17 protein-coding genes are annotated in these 16,589 nt (G+C 48.7%); 7 read left to right on the plus strand and 10 right to left on the minus strand.

What is annotated here, in order from left to right:
* Positions 1-5: 5 nt before the first annotated feature.
* Together OQ477_RS10370 and OQ477_RS10375 are read right to left on the minus strand one after the other, a co-directional pair.
* Positions 6-2,027, minus strand: a complete 2,022-nt coding sequence (locus OQ477_RS10370) for an ABC transporter ATP-binding protein (protein WP_265972325.1) — start codon at positions 2,025-2,027, stop codon at positions 6-8.
* Positions 2,024-3,781, minus strand: a complete 1,758-nt coding sequence (locus OQ477_RS10375; RefSeq protein ID WP_032874311.1) for an ABC transporter ATP-binding protein — start codon at positions 3,779-3,781, stop codon at positions 2,024-2,026. Before OQ477_RS10375 ends, OQ477_RS10370 begins: the two co-directional genes overlap by 4 nt.
* 421 nt (positions 3,782-4,202) lie before the next feature.
* Here OQ477_RS10375 and OQ477_RS10380 point away from each other — a divergent pair, with 421 nt between their 5' ends.
* Positions 4,203-4,703 carry a universal stress protein gene (locus OQ477_RS10380; RefSeq protein ID WP_061581869.1) on the plus strand — a complete coding sequence of 167 codons (501 nt, stop codon included), beginning with the start codon at positions 4,203-4,205 and terminating at the stop codon, positions 4,701-4,703.
* A 38-nt stretch (positions 4,704-4,741) separates the two neighbouring features.
* On the opposite strand, the gene OQ477_RS10385 is transcribed toward OQ477_RS10380, so the two are convergent.
* The gene (locus OQ477_RS10385; RefSeq protein ID WP_014417310.1) at positions 4,742-5,293 is read right to left on the minus strand and encodes a hypothetical protein; all 552 of its coding nucleotides are present in this window, start codon (positions 5,291-5,293) and stop codon (positions 4,742-4,744) included.
* Between the two features lie 108 nt (positions 5,294-5,401).
* On the opposite strand from OQ477_RS10385, the gene OQ477_RS10390 reads away from it, so the two are divergent.
* The gene (locus OQ477_RS10390; protein WP_061581868.1) at positions 5,402-5,986 is read left to right on the plus strand and encodes a TetR/AcrR family transcriptional regulator; all 585 of its coding nucleotides are present in this window, start codon (positions 5,402-5,404) and stop codon (positions 5,984-5,986) included.
* Between the two features lie 41 nt (positions 5,987-6,027).
* Here the strand turns inward: OQ477_RS10390 and dat are convergent, their stop codons facing one another.
* Positions 6,028-6,879: a D-amino-acid transaminase gene (gene dat / locus OQ477_RS10395; protein WP_044801676.1), complete on the minus strand. Its 852-nt coding sequence runs from the start codon at positions 6,877-6,879 to the stop codon at positions 6,028-6,030.
* 256 nt (positions 6,880-7,135) lie between these two features.
* Here dat and OQ477_RS10400 point away from each other — a divergent pair, with 256 nt between their 5' ends.
* Positions 7,136-7,984 (plus strand): polysaccharide deacetylase family protein, encoded by an 849-nt coding sequence (locus OQ477_RS10400; RefSeq protein WP_061581867.1) that lies wholly within the window; start codon positions 7,136-7,138, stop codon positions 7,982-7,984.
* A gap of 32 nt (positions 7,985-8,016) precedes the next feature.
* Here OQ477_RS10400 and OQ477_RS10405 read toward each other — a convergent pair whose 3' ends face one another.
* The 3 genes from OQ477_RS10405 to OQ477_RS10415 all read right to left on the minus strand — a co-directional run bounded on the left by OQ477_RS10405 (position 8,017) and on the right by OQ477_RS10415 (position 10,194).
* Positions 8,017-8,748: an NAD-dependent protein deacylase gene (locus tag OQ477_RS10405; RefSeq protein WP_416346529.1), complete on the minus strand. Its 732-nt coding sequence runs from the start codon at positions 8,746-8,748 to the stop codon at positions 8,017-8,019.
* 63 nt (positions 8,749-8,811) lie between these two features.
* Positions 8,812-9,927 (minus strand): mechanosensitive ion channel family protein, encoded by a 1,116-nt coding sequence (locus tag OQ477_RS10410; RefSeq protein WP_032874303.1) that lies wholly within the window; start codon positions 9,925-9,927, stop codon positions 8,812-8,814.
* A gap of 162 nt (positions 9,928-10,089) precedes the next feature.
* On the minus strand, positions 10,090-10,194 hold the full coding sequence (locus OQ477_RS10415; protein WP_003155299.1) for a YhdX family protein: 105 nt from the start codon (positions 10,192-10,194) through the stop codon (positions 10,090-10,092).
* 168 nt (positions 10,195-10,362) lie between these two features.
* Between OQ477_RS10415 and OQ477_RS10420 the strand changes: the two genes are divergently transcribed.
* Genes OQ477_RS10420 through crcB form a run of 3 tightly spaced genes read left to right on the plus strand, consistent with a single transcriptional unit; the run spans position 10,363 to position 11,832 of the window.
* On the plus strand, positions 10,363-11,079 hold the full coding sequence (locus OQ477_RS10420; RefSeq protein ID WP_265972326.1) for a glycerophosphodiester phosphodiesterase: 717 nt from the start codon (positions 10,363-10,365) through the stop codon (positions 11,077-11,079).
* Between the two features lies 1 nt (position 11,080).
* Positions 11,081-11,476, plus strand: coding sequence for a fluoride efflux transporter FluC (locus OQ477_RS10425; protein ID WP_265972328.1), 396 nt, complete (start codon positions 11,081-11,083; stop codon positions 11,474-11,476).
* Entirely contained in the window at positions 11,473-11,832 is a 360-nt protein-coding gene (gene crcB / locus OQ477_RS10430) for a fluoride efflux transporter CrcB (protein ID WP_265972330.1), read from the plus strand. The genes OQ477_RS10425 and crcB overlap by 4 nt, the downstream gene beginning before the upstream one ends.
* A gap of 13 nt (positions 11,833-11,845) precedes the next feature.
* Here crcB and OQ477_RS10435 read toward each other — a convergent pair whose 3' ends face one another.
* The 3 genes from OQ477_RS10435 to OQ477_RS10445 all read right to left on the minus strand — a co-directional run bounded on the left by OQ477_RS10435 (position 11,846) and on the right by OQ477_RS10445 (position 15,927).
* A complete protein-coding gene (locus tag OQ477_RS10435) occupies positions 11,846-13,234 on the minus strand; it encodes a hemolysin family protein (protein WP_265972332.1) in 1,389 nt (462 codons plus the stop codon).
* Between the two features lie 231 nt (positions 13,235-13,465).
* Positions 13,466-14,710 carry a beta-ketoacyl synthase N-terminal-like domain-containing protein gene (locus OQ477_RS10440; protein WP_038463734.1) on the minus strand — a complete coding sequence of 415 codons (1,245 nt, stop codon included), beginning with the start codon at positions 14,708-14,710 and terminating at the stop codon, positions 13,466-13,468.
* A 32-nt stretch (positions 14,711-14,742) separates the two neighbouring features.
* Positions 14,743-15,927, minus strand: a complete 1,185-nt coding sequence (locus OQ477_RS10445) for a pyridoxal phosphate-dependent aminotransferase (protein ID WP_265972334.1) — start codon at positions 15,925-15,927, stop codon at positions 14,743-14,745.
* Between the two features lie 179 nt (positions 15,928-16,106).
* On the opposite strand from OQ477_RS10445, the gene OQ477_RS10450 reads away from it, so the two are divergent.
* A complete protein-coding gene (locus tag OQ477_RS10450; RefSeq protein WP_007409263.1) occupies positions 16,107-16,532 on the plus strand; it encodes a MerR family transcriptional regulator in 426 nt (141 codons plus the stop codon).
* Positions 16,533-16,589 lie beyond the last annotated feature (57 nt).

A 16,589-nucleotide genomic window follows, 5' to 3' on the forward strand; every position in this document is an offset into this window, starting at 1 on the left:
TCCGATTACACCGCGGACTTCGCCGTTCCTTTCTGCAATTCATACATTTGATGGTACTGCCCCTTTTGCGCCATTAATTCGTCATGGCTTCCCTTTTCAATAATACGGCCCTTTTCCAGCACGAGAATCTGGTCTGCGTGTCTGATCGTGGAAAGCCGATGGGCGATAATAAATGTCGTGCGCCCTTCTTGAACCACTTGCAGCGCTTTTTGAATGACTGCTTCTGTTTCGGTGTCAATGTGCGCCGTCGCCTCATCCAAAATTAAAATGGCCGGATCGAACACAAGCGCTCTTGCAAAAGAAATCAGCTGACGCTGGCCTGAGGACAGGGTGCCGCCTTTTTCGGTGACGGGCTCTCTGATGCCCTTCGGCAAAGATTGCAGAAGGCTTGCGGCACCGACTTGGCGAAGCGCTTCTTCCGCCTGCTCCAGAGAAATACGCTGATCATCGAGCGTCACATTGGAGCCGATCGTGCCCGAGAAAAGATACGGGTCTTGCAGCACAATGCCCATATGCGACCTCAGCTCCTGCCTTGACATGCCGTATATGCTCTGACCATCCAGCAGAATATCCCCTTTTTGAGCATCATAAAAACGGAACAGAAGATTCAGGATGGAGCTTTTGCCGGACCCCGTATGGCCGACGAGGGCGACCGTCTCCCCTTTTTCAGCTGTAAAGCTGATGTGTTTCAGCACCTCTTCTCCCTTTCGATATCCAAAAGAAACATCGCGGAATTCCACAGTTCCTTTCGCCTTTCTGTCTGCGGGAGCGCCTTCTTCTTCCGTTTCCTCCTCCTGTAAAAGCTCGAATACCCTGGCGGCAGAGACACGGGCCAATTCAAGCTTTGAAAATTGGTTGACAATCCCCGTAACCGGCTGGAACAAACGGTTTAAATAATCAACAAATGCATATAAAACACCGATTGAAACAATTCCGGCCGCACTCAGACTCGCGCCCCCGAAATACCAGATCAGCCCGACAAACGCCAGATTGCGCAACACATTGACAAGACTGTGGGACATGAGGGAATTTAAGGACAGCATTTTGTTTTTGTAGCGGAAATGAGCTTCATTCAATTCTTCAAATTCCTTCATCGTTTCCTTCTCTCGGCGGAACGCCTGAATAATCGGCATCCCTTGAATGGACTCGTTCATTTTCGCATTGATGTCACTGTTAATGGAACGGATTTTTTGGTTGAAGACGGATGCGTATTTGCGGTAGACAACCGACCAGATCATTAAAATCGGAATAATCAGCAGGCAAACGGCGGCCAGCCTGACGTCAAGCATAAACAGCGCCGTAAAAATGCCGAGCATATAAACGCCGCTTGTGATAAATGTCGACAGCACCGTTACATATAAATCCCTGACCGCTTCTGTGTCATTCGTAATGCGGGCCACGACTTTTCCGGCAGGCAGATTATCAAAGTAGCGGATCGGCATTTTCTGAATGTGTGAAAATACATCCTGCCTCATGCGCTGTATGATCCGGTTCGCTCCCATCTGCAGCAGATAATGCTGGCCGTAATGAAAACATACGGAAAACATGAGCAGTCCCGCGTAAATGGCGGTCAACGTCAGCAATCCTTTTATTTCGGGACGGTAAAATTGAAAAATCTCCTGTCTTGATAACGTAATGGCGGGATATGACCTGCTTTCTTTACCGTTTGATATTGTCAGCCGGCCGTCAGACACTGAACGGTTTCCGTCAAAACTGACGGGACGGTCAACAAAATAGTAGCCCGCACCGACTTGATAAATGTGCGCCTCTCCGGTTTTGTCCGCCCCCGGTTTGAGCCGGTCCTCCCTGACATAATCATGCCCCCGGAACCTGACGGCGCCCGGATCGTCCGCAGAGGCTTTAATCCATGTTTTTTCAATGCCGAGAATGTGGTCGTCAATCATTTTTTTTCCGATAAACGGGCCGGTCAGCTCAGTGCCGACCGCAATAATGAGCAGGACGACCGCCCATATCAGCAGCTTCTTATATTGAAGCGCGTAATTCCATAATCTTCTCCCGGTCTTCATGCGCCCGTCCCCCCTTCTTCAAGAGAGGACAGCTGCTGCCTCTCATATTGTTTACGATACCAGCCGTTCTGCGCCAATAGCTCCCGGTGCGTGCCTCTTTCAGACACCCGGCCTTCATCCATGACGAGAATGAGATCTGCGTGTTCAACTGCCGAGAGCCGGTGGGTGGTGATAATCGTTGTTTTATGCCGCCGTTTTTTACGGATGCTGTCAATGATGGCGGCTTCCGTTTTCGCGTCTACGGCAGAAAGCGAATCATCTAATATGAGAATGTCAGGATCGGTCAAAAGCGCTCTCGCAATTGAGATGCGCTGCTTTTGTCCGCCAGAGAGCGCTACGCCCTTCTCGCCGACAAGCGTCTCAAGCCCGTCGGAAAGCATACCGATATCGTTTTCAAAATGCGCATCTTTCAGCGCGCTGCCGATTTCCTCTTCGTTTGCATCCTGCCGGCCGTAAAGCAGATTCTCTTTTACAGTCTTTGAAAATAAAATATGATCCTGCGGCACATAGCCGATCCACCCGCGGAGCTCCTCGAGCGGAATCTCCTGAATCGGTACGCCTGTAAACGTGATTGCACCCGCCCCGGGCGGATATTCACGCAACAGCTGCTTAATGATCGTCGTCTTTCCGCTTCCCGTCTTCCCGACGATGCCGAGTGTCTGCCCTTTTTCTACGGAAAAAGATACATCGGAAACCGCCGGTCCCGCTCCGCTCGGATACGTGAAAGTCACTTGTTCAAAAACAAGACGCCCGGGCTCCTTGATGCCGGCGGGGTGCTTTGGTGCCGTCACGTCAGGCTCATAGGAAAGCGTCTCATTCACACGATCCAAGGAGGCATTTCCGCGCTGCATGATATTGATTAATTCTCCGATCGCAAACATCGGCCAGATCATCATTCCGAGGTACACGTTAAACGATACCAGCTCTCCCAGCGTCAGCCGGTTTTGAAAAACGAGATAAGCGCCGTAGCCGAGACCGATGAGATAGCTGAGGCCGACGAGAAGTTTCACAGTCGGTTCAAAAAGTGAATCGATAAACGCCACCTTCATATTTTTCTCATATACATCCGCCGTCATATCACCGAACCGGCTGACATCATTTTTTTCCTGCACGAATGCCCGGATGACCCGGACGCCGGATACCGACTCCAGCACCTTGTCATTTAATGATCCGAAAGCATCCTGCGCTTCCGTAAACCGCTCATGGATCTTTTTTCCGTACAGGCTGACCGCAGCCGCCATTATCGGCAGCGGAATAATCGCGGCAAATGTCAGCTTCCAGCTGATGAGAAGCCCCATTGTCAAAAATATCGTCAGCATATACATCGTTGAATCAACGAGCGTTAAGACCCCGAAGCCCGTCGTCATACTGACGGCCTGCAAGTCATTTGTCCCCCGCGCCATTAAATCGCCCGTTCTGTATTTCTCGTAAAACGGCGGTGACATTTGAAGAAGCCTTCCCATCAGCTTTGAACGGAGAATCTTTTCCATGACATTCGCCCCGCCGAAAAGCTGATACATCCAAAAATAAGACAGTAAATAGACGGCTGCCGTTAATGCGAGAAAAACACATATGTAAAACAGCATCCCGCTTTTTGTAAACACGCCCGCCTTCATATCGTCTATCGCGTTACCGAGAAGTTTAGGCGGAAACATTTCAATGACATTCACAATCAATAACAGAACAATCGCTGTCGTATAGCGCAGCCAATAGGCTTTAAAAAACCACGCGAGCTTTTTTAATACAGTAAACAAATACCGTCATCCCCTTTCATCAATCAGCCGCCCTCAAGCTTTTCCGGATTGTTTTTCATTGTTTTCACTAATACCGCCACATGCATCACACCTGTCTTTCTTTCATTTTTTTGTATAAAAAAAGACATGAAGCCTCAGCTCCATGCCTCTTATTATTATAAATAAGGTACAGACCCGCCGTTTATGCGCGACTGCCCCGTTTTTAAGCAAATGTTCAGAAAACGGAAGCTGTATGGGAGTCACGCCGGTATTCAGCTGAAGATGAGTTGACAAGCATTAGTTTTGACATGATCCATACCTCCTTTTTCCCTATATTGTTCCTTCATCATATAAACAAATCCTTTTTTTGTCAATGCAGGTTTTACATTTCCGCCATTCGGGTATTGTAAAACAAACCTTTTTTACTGAAAGGATGAGGCCGATGTTTCACGCGGACCGGTTGATAGCAGCTTTTGACGGAAGTGATAATAGTAAAAAAGCGCTCCAAAAAGCCATAGACCTTTCAAAAACGTTTCACGCGGATTTAACGGTCGTACATTCCCACAATGCAAAAGATACCCAGACGATTGTTGATCCCCCGAGGCCGGGAGCCGGGGCAACGTATATCGGCGGCGGGATTGCAAGCGTTCCTGACCCGCTCCAGGCGGAAAGAATCTCCCCTGATCCGATGATTTATGAAGACCGTACGGAAGAAATCGTTGCGGAAGCGAGAATGCTGATGAACGACAGCCAGATTGACGGGGATATCGACATTTTAGAAGGTAATCCCGCTGATGCCATTATCGAGCATGCCGACCGTATATCGGCGGATTTGATCGTCATGGGGAGCCGGGACCAGAACAGGCTGAAAAAACTTTTATTCGGAAGTGTCAGTGAAAAACTGTCATCGAAATCCGATATTCCCGTGCTGATCGTAAAATAATTCTTTCTGTAAAGCAGCTTAATCAAAAGCTGCTTTTTTTACAGCTCCCGGCTGTTTCTTCTTTTTTTCGGCATCACAAAAAAACTCGCCATGATCAAAAAATCGATGCACAATACAACAGACCAGCCCTTTAACAGTACGCTGAGCGCTTCGGTGCGGGAAGCGTCCTGAATGAGAAATACCGTTCCGGCTAAAAGAACGCCGCCGATGACAAATGCTAATACATGTCTTCCCCATCCTTTCGCATAATGTTTGGCATAATCCAGTCCGTACCGTTTGACCGGTTTTGCCCCTTCCTTGACCACATAATAGCGGAACCGCTCATCCGCCCATTGAATCATGCTTTTCCCGAAGGCGACAGACACTCCGATATAAATGGCCGCCACCGCATGCGCCATAGTCGCCGCCGCCCCTCTGTATAAATCAGCTGCAGCCGCCAGAAACAGTACGGCATCCAATAAAGGAATGAGAGCGAAAAAAAACATTCCGAGCTTTTGCCGCCTGAATATATAGCGCGCCGCCAATCCGAAGATGACAGCCGCCCAAAAAGCAGCCTCACAAATGACAATCAACCAAGCAATCGCGTTCAATCCGGTTCCCCCTTATCGTTTTCTAAAATGCATTGTATCACTGCTTTTTATTTAATACAACTGTATTACAAAATTGCAAGAAAAAATATTTCCTGTTACACTGGAACCATGCCTAAAATAATCGATCATGAAAAAAGAAGAAAACAAATAGCCGAAGCCACTTGGCGGACGATTTTGGAGCGGGGAATGGAAGGAGCGACAGTGAGAAACATCGCCCAGGAAGCGGGTCTTTCTTTAGGCGCGCTGAGGCACTATTTCACCACCCAGGATGAGCTTTTAGGGTATGCGATGACACTCGTAAAAGAAAAAGCGGCCGCCAGAATTAACGAAGTTGCCATGAAAGATCTGCCGCCGAAAGAAAAAGCGGTGCGTCTGATGCTTGAAATCATCCCGACAGATGAAGAAACGATGGCTGAAATGGAGGTATGGTTCGCTTTCACAGCTTATGCCAGACATAAGGGAGAAGAGTTTCAACCCCAGCAGGACGGGATCTTGGCATATATCCGATGTCTGATTGACTGGCTGGATGAAAATAAGCTTCTGAAACCGAATCTTGATAAAGAGATCGAAGCGGAGAAAATGTACGCCATCGCCGACGGATTGGCGCTGCATGCCATGCTTGAACCTGAGCGTCTTTCAAAAGAGAAGATCTCCCGTGTGCTCGTTCAGCATATCGAATCTCTTTTTATCTGACTGAAGCAAAAAGGCCGGATGTGTTCCGGCCTTTTTTCAGCTTATGACTGAACGCCGAGCTCCTGCTGAATGTGCGACTGAAAAGCCTCCTGAATCGTTTTGGCTACAGGTCCCGGCACTCCGCTTCCGACCGGTTTTCCGTCAAGGGTTACGATCGGGATTAGTTCAGCCGTCGTTGACGAGATGAAAATTTCATCCGCATCCCTGAGTTCGTCTTCGGTAAGAGCCTGCTCCCGCACCTCAATCCCGTTTTCTTTCATCAGCTCTAACAGTTTCATCCGCGTAATGCCGTTTAAAATCAGCTCATTTGCAGGATGCGTCCGGACAGTGCCGTTTATGACGGCGTATACATTGGAAGAGGTTCCTTCCGTGACCGCTCCGTCCCTTATCAGCACCGCTTCATAAGCGCCTGCTTCATAGGCTTTTTGTTTCATCATCACATTATACAGTAAATTCAGACTCTTAATGTCACACCTCAGCCAGCGTTTGTCTTCCGCCGTTATGGCCTGCGCTCCGGCTTTTTGTTCATTTTCCGGTTTTTTCACTGAAAAGGTGTATGCCGTCGTCTGCGGTTCCAATCCTTCGTCATACTGGTGCTTCCGCGGCGCCTTCCCTCTCGTCGTCTGTATATAGACCCCGCCGTCAATGAGTTTGTTTTCCTGTACGAGCTTTTGCAGATCCCATTCTATGTCCTCTGCGGAGAAAGGCAGGGTGATGCCGATTTCTGCGGCGCTTCTGAAAAGACGGTCAATATGCTCGCGCAGACCGAATAAGGCGCCGTTGTACACTCTGATGACCTCATACACACCGTCACCGAATTGATATCCGCGGTCCTCAATATCAACTGCCGCTTCTTCACGATCAATCAACTGGCCGTTTACTAATGTCTTCATGTAAACCCTCCTCATCGTTATCTGCCGTGATGTGCATTCTCAGCTGTTATTGTCAACTATTCTATCATACTGAACGAGCCGGCCGCAGAGTTTATTTTTTTCTTAAAATCTTATTATTCGACATCTTTTCTATGTCTTTTCCAGTTTTGTTCCTGTATACTTGATTCGACATACATATGCTGTTAACTTATGGCACTTCGCAAGCCTCCGCTGTTATCGGCATTATGCAGAAATTTATGCTACTGGAGAGATTGTTATGCGCAACACAAAAGAAGGTGCTTCCCCTTCTCTGTTTTCATTGGCTTTTAAACTTACGAGTTTAGCAGTTTTGTGCGGACTGCTTCTGGTAATCGTCATAATGGGATATTCCGCTTCCGCCGCAAAAAACAAACAGGTCACTGTGACCGCAAACGGGCAGCTTCGGGATGAAGCAGAAAGCCTGCGGCTGAAAAATGATTCTCCCGACGTCTTAATGAAACATTTGCAGAGAGAGCGTGACCCAGAGAAAAAAACGGTATATTTAACCTTCGACGACGGGCCGTCTCCATATACTGAACAGCTGTTGAATGTATTGAAGGCAAATGGCGCAAAGGCCACTTTTTTTATGCTTGAACCGCGGATGAAAGCCTATCAGCATTCCGTGCAAAGAGCGAAGCAGGAAGGAATCGCGCTCGGCCTGCACGGCGTGACGCACGATAATCACCTGTTTTATCAAACACCGACATCACCGCTGAACGAAATGCAGCAGGGACGCGATACACTCGAGGCAATCACCGGAGTAAAAACGGATCTTGTCCGCACGCCTTACGGCAGTAAACCGTCATTGACGGATGCCCAGATTAAGAATCTCGAAAAAGGCGGATTCGTGTACTGGGACTGGACGATAGACAGTGAAGACTGGAAGTACAAAAACGCACGGTACGTGCCGGAAGTATTAAATCAGCTCGCATATTTGGAAAGCGTTCATACGAGCAGGCCGCATGTCATTTTAATGCACGATCTGCCTGCGACGGTGCACGCTTTGCCTAGCCTGATCCAAAAACTGAAAGCCCAGGGCTACTCCTTTGATGTTCTGACGGATCAAATGATTCCCGTCCATGAATAAGAAAAGCCGGATCTGTATATGATCCGGCTTTTTTATGTCGCGGCGCTGATTCGTTTTGCAAATTCACCGATCTTCTCATGGATGACAAGGTCAAATAAATGGTCGCAATATGTCGGCTCAAGGTTAATAATCACCTGCTTCAAACCGGGAATCCGGCCCGCATCCTCAGGGACAAACCTTGCCGGCGCCACTTCAAGCGAAGTGCCGATCACAAGAAGAAGATCAGCTTTATCAAGCTTTTCATAAAGGGTTTCAAAATGCTGAACGAGATCGCCGAACAGCACGACATCCGTCTTTAATACGGTGCCGCATACCGCATGATTACCGATTTCCGCCGTACATTCCGGCACTTCGTCCTTCAGCAGATGAGAAAGCCCGTAGCGAGCTCCGCAGCGGGGGCATGCGGCGGTCTGAATTGAACCGTGAAGCTCATAGACACTGCTGCTTCCCGCTTTCTTATGCAGCCCGTCAATATTCTGCGTGAAAATGTCTACCTGCTTTCCCCGCTTTTCAAGATCCGCCAAATACGTATGGCCGGCATTCGGCTCATAACTTCCGCTCATTTTCATCTGAAAGAGCTGTTTGAATTTAGGCCAGAATTCACGCGGACGGCGTTCAAAGTATTCCCTGCTCATCGCTTCCATTCTGGAGGTGTCTTCGGTCCATATACCGCCCGCCGAACGAAAATCAGGAATGCCGGATTCCGTGCTCATTCCCGCTCCCGTCAGCACCACGATACGTTCCGCCTGATTGATCAATGTCATAAACGCTTCCACTCTTCCACCGCCTTTTCTTTTTATCATATCATGAAAAAAGAACGGCGCCTGTTATGCCCGTTCTTTTTCTCCGGAATGATCCTTCACATGAACCGGATCATCGTGGCTTTTTTGTTTTACGAATACATTCTGGCCCGGATAGGCGAACTCCACGCCTTCCTCAGCAAAAATATCAATAATCCGGCGGTTGATATCCTGCCGCACGTCCAGGCTTTCCGCCCAGACGATGGTCTTTGTGTAGAAGTTGAAAAACAGATTGTAATAGCTGTCCGCAAACACGTCAAAGTTAACCATAATCGTATCATCATGCACGCCTTCATGTTCACGAAGCATTTCTCTGAGCCTTGTGATGCACCGCTCTAGACGATCAATCGGCGTCGCATAAGAAACACGAACGGAAAACGTGACCTGGCGCTTCGTCATCCTCGTCCAGTTTGTGATGGCTTCCATGGACAGCGTTGAATTGGGTACGGTAACAAGCGCCCCCTGCGCCGTGCGGAACCTTGTGCTTCGGAATGTGATATCTTCAACGCCCCCCGTCACAGATGACGTCTCGACCCAGTCGCCGATCGTAAACGGCTTTTCCGTAATGATGATAATGCCGCCGAAAAAATTGCTGATCGTATCTTTAGCCGCAAGCGCGAAGGCCAATCCGCCAAGTCCGAGTCCGGCCACGAACCCGTTTACATCATAATTGAATTCCTGCGCGATTACACTGACGCTGAGCGCGAGAATGACAAAGCGCAGCACCTTGGATAAAAACGGCGCCAAAATGTCATCCATATCAAGCTCAAAGCGCTGATTGACTTTATGAAATAAAAACGAAGACGCCGATGTCAGATTGCAAAGCCCCCAGGCGATCAGCGCAACGATCAGAGAGCGGTACAATTTTTTGACAATGTCCATCTGCCCGTCTAAAAACGGCGAATACTCAATCGCCAAAAACAGACCCAGCGCCGCGAAAAACCATCTGGCGGGCTTGTCAAACGCTACGGCAATCTGTTTGAATATGTCGGTTTTCGGCTTGTTCGCCAATTTGTAAATGAGCTGAAAAAAGTATTTGACAAACAGTTTTCTCAAAACGAGAAAAGCCGCTAAAATTCCGATGCTGATACTGATCTGCGAAATATGGTCAAGCGTAAAAAAGCTCTGAAATTGTGTCATCATGGCATATGCTCCTTTGTCTTGTCGAAAATCTATTATACTAAAACATTCGGACATCATCTTCTTTTAATGTCTTTAGGCAGCCTGAAAAACCCCGGCATCAGAGCACAGCCGGGGTTTTCACACATTCGTTCATCTTTCAGCCAGATACAACAGGGTCAGGCACTATTTCTTCTTTGATTGTGTCTGTTTCAGGAGAGTCGCTTTTTGGATTTCAGCATCGGTTTCGGCCTTAATTCTTTCTTCTACTTTCAATCTCCCTTTTCCCATGATCTCGCCTCCTTTTTGCCATTATAAATCATCAATGCGGATTGTAAACCGAAAAAAGCACTATCTTTATTCCAAAAAATACTGTTTTGCACATTCACCAGTTTGAATCGCTGTGCATATACGAATCTGATATAATAACAGAAATGCCCATGAGGGGAGCTGACAAGCTTGTATACCATCGCTCATCGCGGCGCCTCCGGTTACGCGCCCGAAAATACATTTGCGGCATTTGATATCGCTGCAGAAATGAACGCTGATTTCATTGAGCTTGACGTCCAGCTCACAAAAGACGGTCAGATTGTCGTCATCCATGATGACAAAGTCGACCGGACGACGGACGGCTCCGGTTTTGTAAAAGATTTTACGCTGAAGAAGCTGCAGTCCCTGGATGCCGGCAGCTGGTATGGGGCTGAGTTTAAAGGGGAGCGGATTCCCCTGCTCGAAGAGGTTCTGAAGCGTTATCATTCTGAAATCGGATTTTTAATTGAACTGAAGGGGCACGTTTCTCAAGTCGGTCTTGAAAAAGCAGTCGGCCAGCTGTTAAGCTGGTTTTCCTTTTCCATCCACCCTATCGTTCAATCATTCAGCCTCAAGTCGATTCAGACCTTTCACGGCATGTATCCGTCCGTTCCGACTGCAATTATTGCAAGACCCAGCTTTGGGATGTTTTCCAAAAACCAGCTGAACGTCTACAAATCAGCCGTAAATTATGTCAATATTAAATATACCCGTCTGAATCGGTTCTTGATTTCCACCGCTCACAGACACGGCCTGAAAGTATTTGCCTGGACGGTCAGAAATCAAAAGACCGCCGAAAAGCTGCAAATGATGGCAGTTGACGGCATTGTAACTGATTTTCCGGATTTTATTTCTAAGGATGGCTGATATGAAACAATACATCGCAATTTTTATCGGAGGCGCGCTTGGCGCTTTGCTCCACTTTGAAATGAGCGCGCACATTCACAGCGGTTCTTTCCCGGGTGCCACTTTCCTCGAAAACGCGGCGGGAAGCCTTTTACTCGGTCTTATTACGGGTTATTTCATCATTCGGGCTAAACGCCCTCTTTTGACCGCCTTTTTAGGAACCGGTTTTTGCGGAGGTTTCACGACGATGTCAACCTTCGCAAAAGAAACCATTTTTCTGCTGCAATCGTCTCCCGCAGCGGCTTTTTGTTATGCTGCCGCGACTTTATTCGCTGGTCTTGCCCTTGCATACGCCGGCATTTTTTGGGGACGGCGGATTGCCCTTCACGCAGCGGGAAGGGGGCATGATACGCCATGACGATTGTCCTGATGCTTATCGCAGCGGGTATCGGAGCGGTATTACGGTCTCTGCTGGGTAAAACAATTTCAGAAAGAACAAAAAGTTTTCCGATTCCGCTTGGAATGGCTGCGGGCAACCTGCTCGGCTCCTTCGGCCTCGGCATGTTCACCGGACTGGGCCTGGATAATCCTTCCGCCGGCATCATCATCGCGACAGGCTTTTTCGGTGCGTTTACGACCTTTTCCACGTTCAGTATTGAAGCCGTGCAGCTGATGATGAACAACCGCATAAAGGAAAGCCTGCTCTACATCGCTGTTTCAGCAGCCGGAAGCCTTTTGGCGTTCTGGTGCGGCTTCATTATCATGTCCATTTAAAAAAACCTTGAGCTTATTTTTCGCTCAAGGTTGCGTTATGAAGCATGACCGTTTCAGGTACAGGCAGCTGGCGGTTTATTGTTCCCTGACCGCCCGGGCGGCCCTGTTCTTCTTTGAGTTCAAGCTGTTTAATAAACCGGCCATCCATTTCTAATATGAGGGCAGTGTATCCCCCGATTTGTATCGACTCACCCGCACAGATGTCAATATTCCGTTTCAGCACAAGACCGCCGATCGTGTCGACTTCCTCTTCAATCCCTGCGCCGAGAAGATGATTCACCTGATCAATCCGAACCTTTCCGTCCAGCACATAATGGCGTTCGGACAGCTTTTGAATCTGCGGCTGTTCGTCCTCATCAAATTCGTCTCTGATATCGCCGACGATTTCTTCAAGGATGTCTTCGGTCGTCACAAGACCGGACGTTCCGCCATATTCATCAGACAATATCGCCAAATGAATCCGTTCTCTCTGCATTTTTATCAGCAGGTCGTGTATCGGGATCGTCTCGATGACTTCAATCACCGGGCGGACGTAGGACGTGATGGATACTTCCGCTTTTTCATCTTCTGTCATAAACAGCAGATCTGAAAAGAGATGCTTCGTATTGATCATGCCGATGACACTGTCTTTGTCCCCGTCCGTTACGGGCCAGCGCGTATATTTGTCTTTCAGCATCATATCAAGCATTTTCGGCACGTCCATATCAGTGGAAACAGCCGCGATTTCTTTTCTCGGGATCATGATTTCCTTGGCGATCCGATTATCAAAATCAAAAATTTTATTCACAAACGTATATTCAGACGGATTGATTTCTCCGTTTTTTAAACTTTCTGACAGCAGAATCCGCAACTCTTCTTCAGAGTGGGAGCCTTCATGCTCAGATGCCGGCTTTAATCCGGCCAAACCGGTCAGAATTCTCGCGGAGCCGTTCAGCACCCAAATAAACGGGAACATGAACACGTAAAATAACCGAAGCGGTCCGGCAATCCATAACGTCAGCTTTTCCGCTTTTTGAATCGCAACCGTTTTAGGCGCAAGCTCACCGACGACGACATGTAGAAACGTAATCAGCCCGTACGCCGCAGCAAAAGCAATCACATGCTCAGCAGAATCCGGGAGCCCCATGCCCTGAAACACAGGATGAAGCATCCGCTCAAATGCAGGCTCTCCCAGTACGCCGAGCCCGATGGATGTGAGTGTAATGCCAAGCTGCGAGGCGGATAAATACTCATCAAGATCCGTAATGATACGCTTTGCGAGCACCGCCCGTCTGTTCCCTTCTGAGATGAGCTGATCGATTCTGGATCTCCTCACTCTGACGATCGCAAATTCACTCGCCACGAAAAATGCCGTTAACGCAATGAGCACACCGATTAAAATCAAACTGTCAATATCGTCCATTTCACCTTATCCCGAATCGAAGGATAAGGACGTCACCTCCTGATTTCATCGTTTTTTCTTAAGCGAGAGGAACGAAATGGGTGATTGACTACACAGAGGGCCCCATCCTGCCACCTCCTAAGTCAAAGCATGATTATCATTTGTATATTTTATTGTATCACAACTCCATTCTTTCATCATTTTCAGGTTTTTTCATCATATAAAAAACAGCCTTCAAAAAGAAGGCTGCCGTTATCTGCTTCGGAAATGATTTTCTAAACAAAGCGCCGTATTAATCCCCCCGAATCCCATGCTTAAGCTTAACGCATGGTGTACGGTATGGGCGCTCGGCCCGTCGGTCACCCACTGAAATGAATCGTCAATCGGCTCCGTTAAATTTCGGATCGGATGAAGCTTGTTTTCCCGCATTTGCAAGAGAGCAGCAATGATTTCCACCGTTCCGGCCGCACTCAGACCGTGTCCGGTAATCGATTTTGTCGCATTAATCCGCGCGTGCGACAGGCCGCTTTCAGAAAGCGCCCGGCATTCAGTCTTATCACCGATCGGTGAACCGGTGCCGTGCGGGTTGATGTAATCGATCTCTTTTGCTGAAAGACCAGCCCGCTCCAGCGCCTGGCGGATCACCGTCATTTCGCCCTCTGCTGAAGGATTCGGGTTGCGGTTCGCATCGGAAGCCATCCCCCAGCCCTTTAAGCCGGCCCACGAACGGGCGCCCCTCTCTTCGGCAGATTCAGCGCGTTCCAGCACAATCGCCCCGCACGCCTCTCCGAATATAAACCCGTCCGTATGCCGGTCAAACGGGCGGCAGGCGGCTTCAGGCCGTTCAGCGTATGTATCAGTGCCCATCGCTCCCAAAGAACGGAGAGCATGACACTCCATGTACGACAGATCGGCCAGCGCCCCGATCACGATACATCGGTCAAACAGGCCTCCTTTGATTCCTTGAGCAGCCTGGATAACTGCCGCCTGGCCGCTTGCCGACGCGCCGCCGACCGTAAAGGCCGGCCCTTTTATCCCGAATTGCTCCGTACAAAGCCCCGACAAATCACTATCCATAAAAGAAAGCCCGTATGTCGGATTTACAAATTGCGGCGTTTCACCGTTTTTCTCAAAGGTCTGCAGCAATTCGCGCTGCGTCATATTCGAGCCGCCGATGATCAGACCGGTGCGGCTGTGGTCAGCGCCGTCTAATTGAGCGTCATGCCACGCTTCATATAAAGCGATAAGCGCCGTCTTTCCTGATAATGCGGCCCTTCGATACAAGCGCTTGGACAGCGCGTCCGGCGGCGTTAATTCGCTAAGCTCCGCGCCGATAAACGAACTGCCTTTCTGCCGGCCGGGCCGTTTCATCACATCAAAGGCGTGCCGCCCCTCCATGAGCGCATCGAGAAACGCCTCCTTGCCTTGTCCGACCGCGGTCAAGACTCCGATTCCTGTAATGCTGATGTCTGACGTGCCATTGTTTCTCCTCGACATTTGTCCGTTCTCCCATCTTTATGTATTGGAAGCTATGAAGAAAAATCTTGATACAGTGCTTTGAAAACATCGCGCGACTGTCTGATCTGTTCTGAAGGCACGCTGAAAGATAATCGGAAATAGCCGCTTTTTCCAAATCCGCTGCCGGGTACGATCAATAGTTTGTATTTCTGTGCGGCATGCATGCAGAACGCCACCTCGTCTTCAATCGGTGATTTCGGAAAGACGAAAAAGCCTCCTTTCGGCATTTCAAATTCGAAGCCGGCTTCTGTGAGGATGGCCACCATAAGGTCTCTCCGCTTTCTGTAAGGTTCAGCGTCAATCGAAAGATCATCCATTTTCGCCACGGCGCGCTGCATCATGACCGGAGCGTTCACAAAGCCGAGCGTCCGGTTGCAGAAAACGAACGCATCCGTCAGAAGATCGCCCTCAGGCATTTGGGCGTCTGCCGCGATATACCCGAGCCTTTCCCCCGCAATGCCGAGATCTTTACTGAACGAACTGACTAAAATCACGCGGTGATACGCCTGAAACGGATTCGCCTGCTCTTCTCCGTAGATCAGCTGGCTGTACGGTTCATCAAATAAAATAAATATGCTTTGGCCGTTCCGCTCTTCGGCTTCTTTTAATAAAGCGCCTAATTCGTTAAGGTTTTTCTGGCTGAGCACAGTCCCCGTCGGATTATGCGGCGTATTAACGATCAGTCCTTTCGTACGGGGGGTGATCGCACCTTTAACCGCTTCAATATCAATCTCAAATGAGTCAGTCAGCGGGCAGATGACGGGTCTGCCGCGGTAATTTTCAACATACGCTTTATATTCCGCAAAATAAGGCGAAAGAAGGATGACTTCTTCCTCCGGGTTTAAAATGCTCTTCAGCGCGACATTCAACGCCCCGCCGGCTCCGACCGTCATGACTGTATGCCTGGCGGAAATTTCTGTCTGAAACCGCTCTGACAAAAAGCGCGCAACCTTTTCTCTCGCCTCCGGAAGCCCCTGGTTTTGTATGTATCCGTGCCGCCCTGTTTCAGCCGCTTCGCAAAGCGCCTTCTTAAATGTTTCAGGCGGCTCCGCAACCGGATTTCCTATCGAAAAGTCAAATACCTTATCGGCGCCGAACTCTTTTTTCAGCCGAGCGCCTTCATCAAATAGTTTGCGTATCCATGAACCTTTCTCCAGATTCTGTGTCACTTCCCGTGATAAACCGGCCACTGTCATCTGTCCCTTCTGTCTTTTTCTTCCGTTTCTATTTACAATGATTATGAAAGATTTACATGGCGCAGTCAACGCTTTTTCAGACAGCCCGCCGCGCCGTTTCAGGAGAAAGACGGAAAACAATAAACTTGTGCAAACTCCCCTTCATATATTAAACTATTCTCATAACTATAACGTGATGGTTGGGGAGGGATTTAGATGGGGCTGAGACTTATCGCATCAGTGAATTAGCAGAGCTTGCCGGTGTAACGAAACGCACGGTGGATTACTACACAAACCTCGGGCTTTTAAAGCCTGACAGGTCTTGTTCGAACTATCGTTACTACGATACACTTGCACTTAATCGGTTAAAGTTTATAGTCGCTTGTAAAAAGCAGCGATTGGCCCTGTCTGATATAAAAGATCGACTGGAGAACCAGTTTCCCTCTTCAGCCCTGCCTGACGATATTGGAAATCTGGCATCGGAAATTGATCACATGAATCAAAACATCTCCGTGATCTTGAATCGGTTTGAAAAGCTTGAACCAGAGGAGCGCGCCCAGCTGAAAAAAAGGCTGGCTCCTGAAAAGCTTGCAGTGCTTCAATCATTTATGCTGCTGTTAAGTTAAACCATTATCTTACTAACAGGAGGTGTTACCTTCATCTTCCCAAAAGAAGTGAAGGTT

It is taken from the genome of Bacillus sp. ChL18 (assembly GCF_026241425.1).
Lineage (GTDB): Bacteria > Bacillota > Bacilli > Bacillales > Bacillaceae > Bacillus > Bacillus velezensis.

Bases quoted from the DNA above. Each gene is read 5' to 3' on its own strand.
- OQ477_RS10370 (WP_265972325.1), bottom strand. From the start codon at position 2,027: ATGAAGACCGGGAGAAGATTATGGAATTACGCGCTTCAATATAAGAAG.
- OQ477_RS10380 (WP_061581869.1), top strand. From the start codon at position 4,203: ATGTTTCACGCGGACCGGTTGATAGCAGCTTTTGACGGAAGTGATAAT.
- OQ477_RS10390 (WP_061581868.1), top strand. From the start codon at position 5,402: ATGCCTAAAATAATCGATCATGAAAAAAGAAGAAAACAAATAGCCGAA.
- dat (WP_044801676.1), bottom strand. From the start codon at position 6,879: ATGAAGACATTAGTAAACGGCCAGTTGATTGATCGTGAAGAAGCGGCA.
- OQ477_RS10400 (WP_061581867.1), top strand. From the start codon at position 7,136: ATGCGCAACACAAAAGAAGGTGCTTCCCCTTCTCTGTTTTCATTGGCT.
- OQ477_RS10405 (WP_416346529.1), bottom strand. From the start codon at position 8,748: ATGACATTGATCAATCAGGCGGAACGTATCGTGGTGCTGACGGGAGCG.
- OQ477_RS10410 (WP_032874303.1), bottom strand. From the start codon at position 9,927: ATGATGACACAATTTCAGAGCTTTTTTACGCTTGACCATATTTCGCAG.
- OQ477_RS10415 (WP_003155299.1), bottom strand. From the start codon at position 10,194: ATGGGAAAAGGGAGATTGAAAGTAGAAGAAAGAATTAAGGCCGAAACC.
- OQ477_RS10425 (WP_265972328.1), top strand. From the start codon at position 11,081: ATGAAACAATACATCGCAATTTTTATCGGAGGCGCGCTTGGCGCTTTG.
- crcB (WP_265972330.1), top strand. From the start codon at position 11,473: ATGACGATTGTCCTGATGCTTATCGCAGCGGGTATCGGAGCGGTATTA.
- OQ477_RS10435 (WP_265972332.1), bottom strand. From the start codon at position 13,234: ATGGACGATATTGACAGTTTGATTTTAATCGGTGTGCTCATTGCGTTA.
- OQ477_RS10440 (WP_038463734.1), bottom strand. From the start codon at position 14,710: ATGTCGAGGAGAAACAATGGCACGTCAGACATCAGCATTACAGGAATC.
- OQ477_RS10445 (WP_265972334.1), bottom strand. From the start codon at position 15,927: ATGACAGTGGCCGGTTTATCACGGGAAGTGACACAGAATCTGGAGAAA.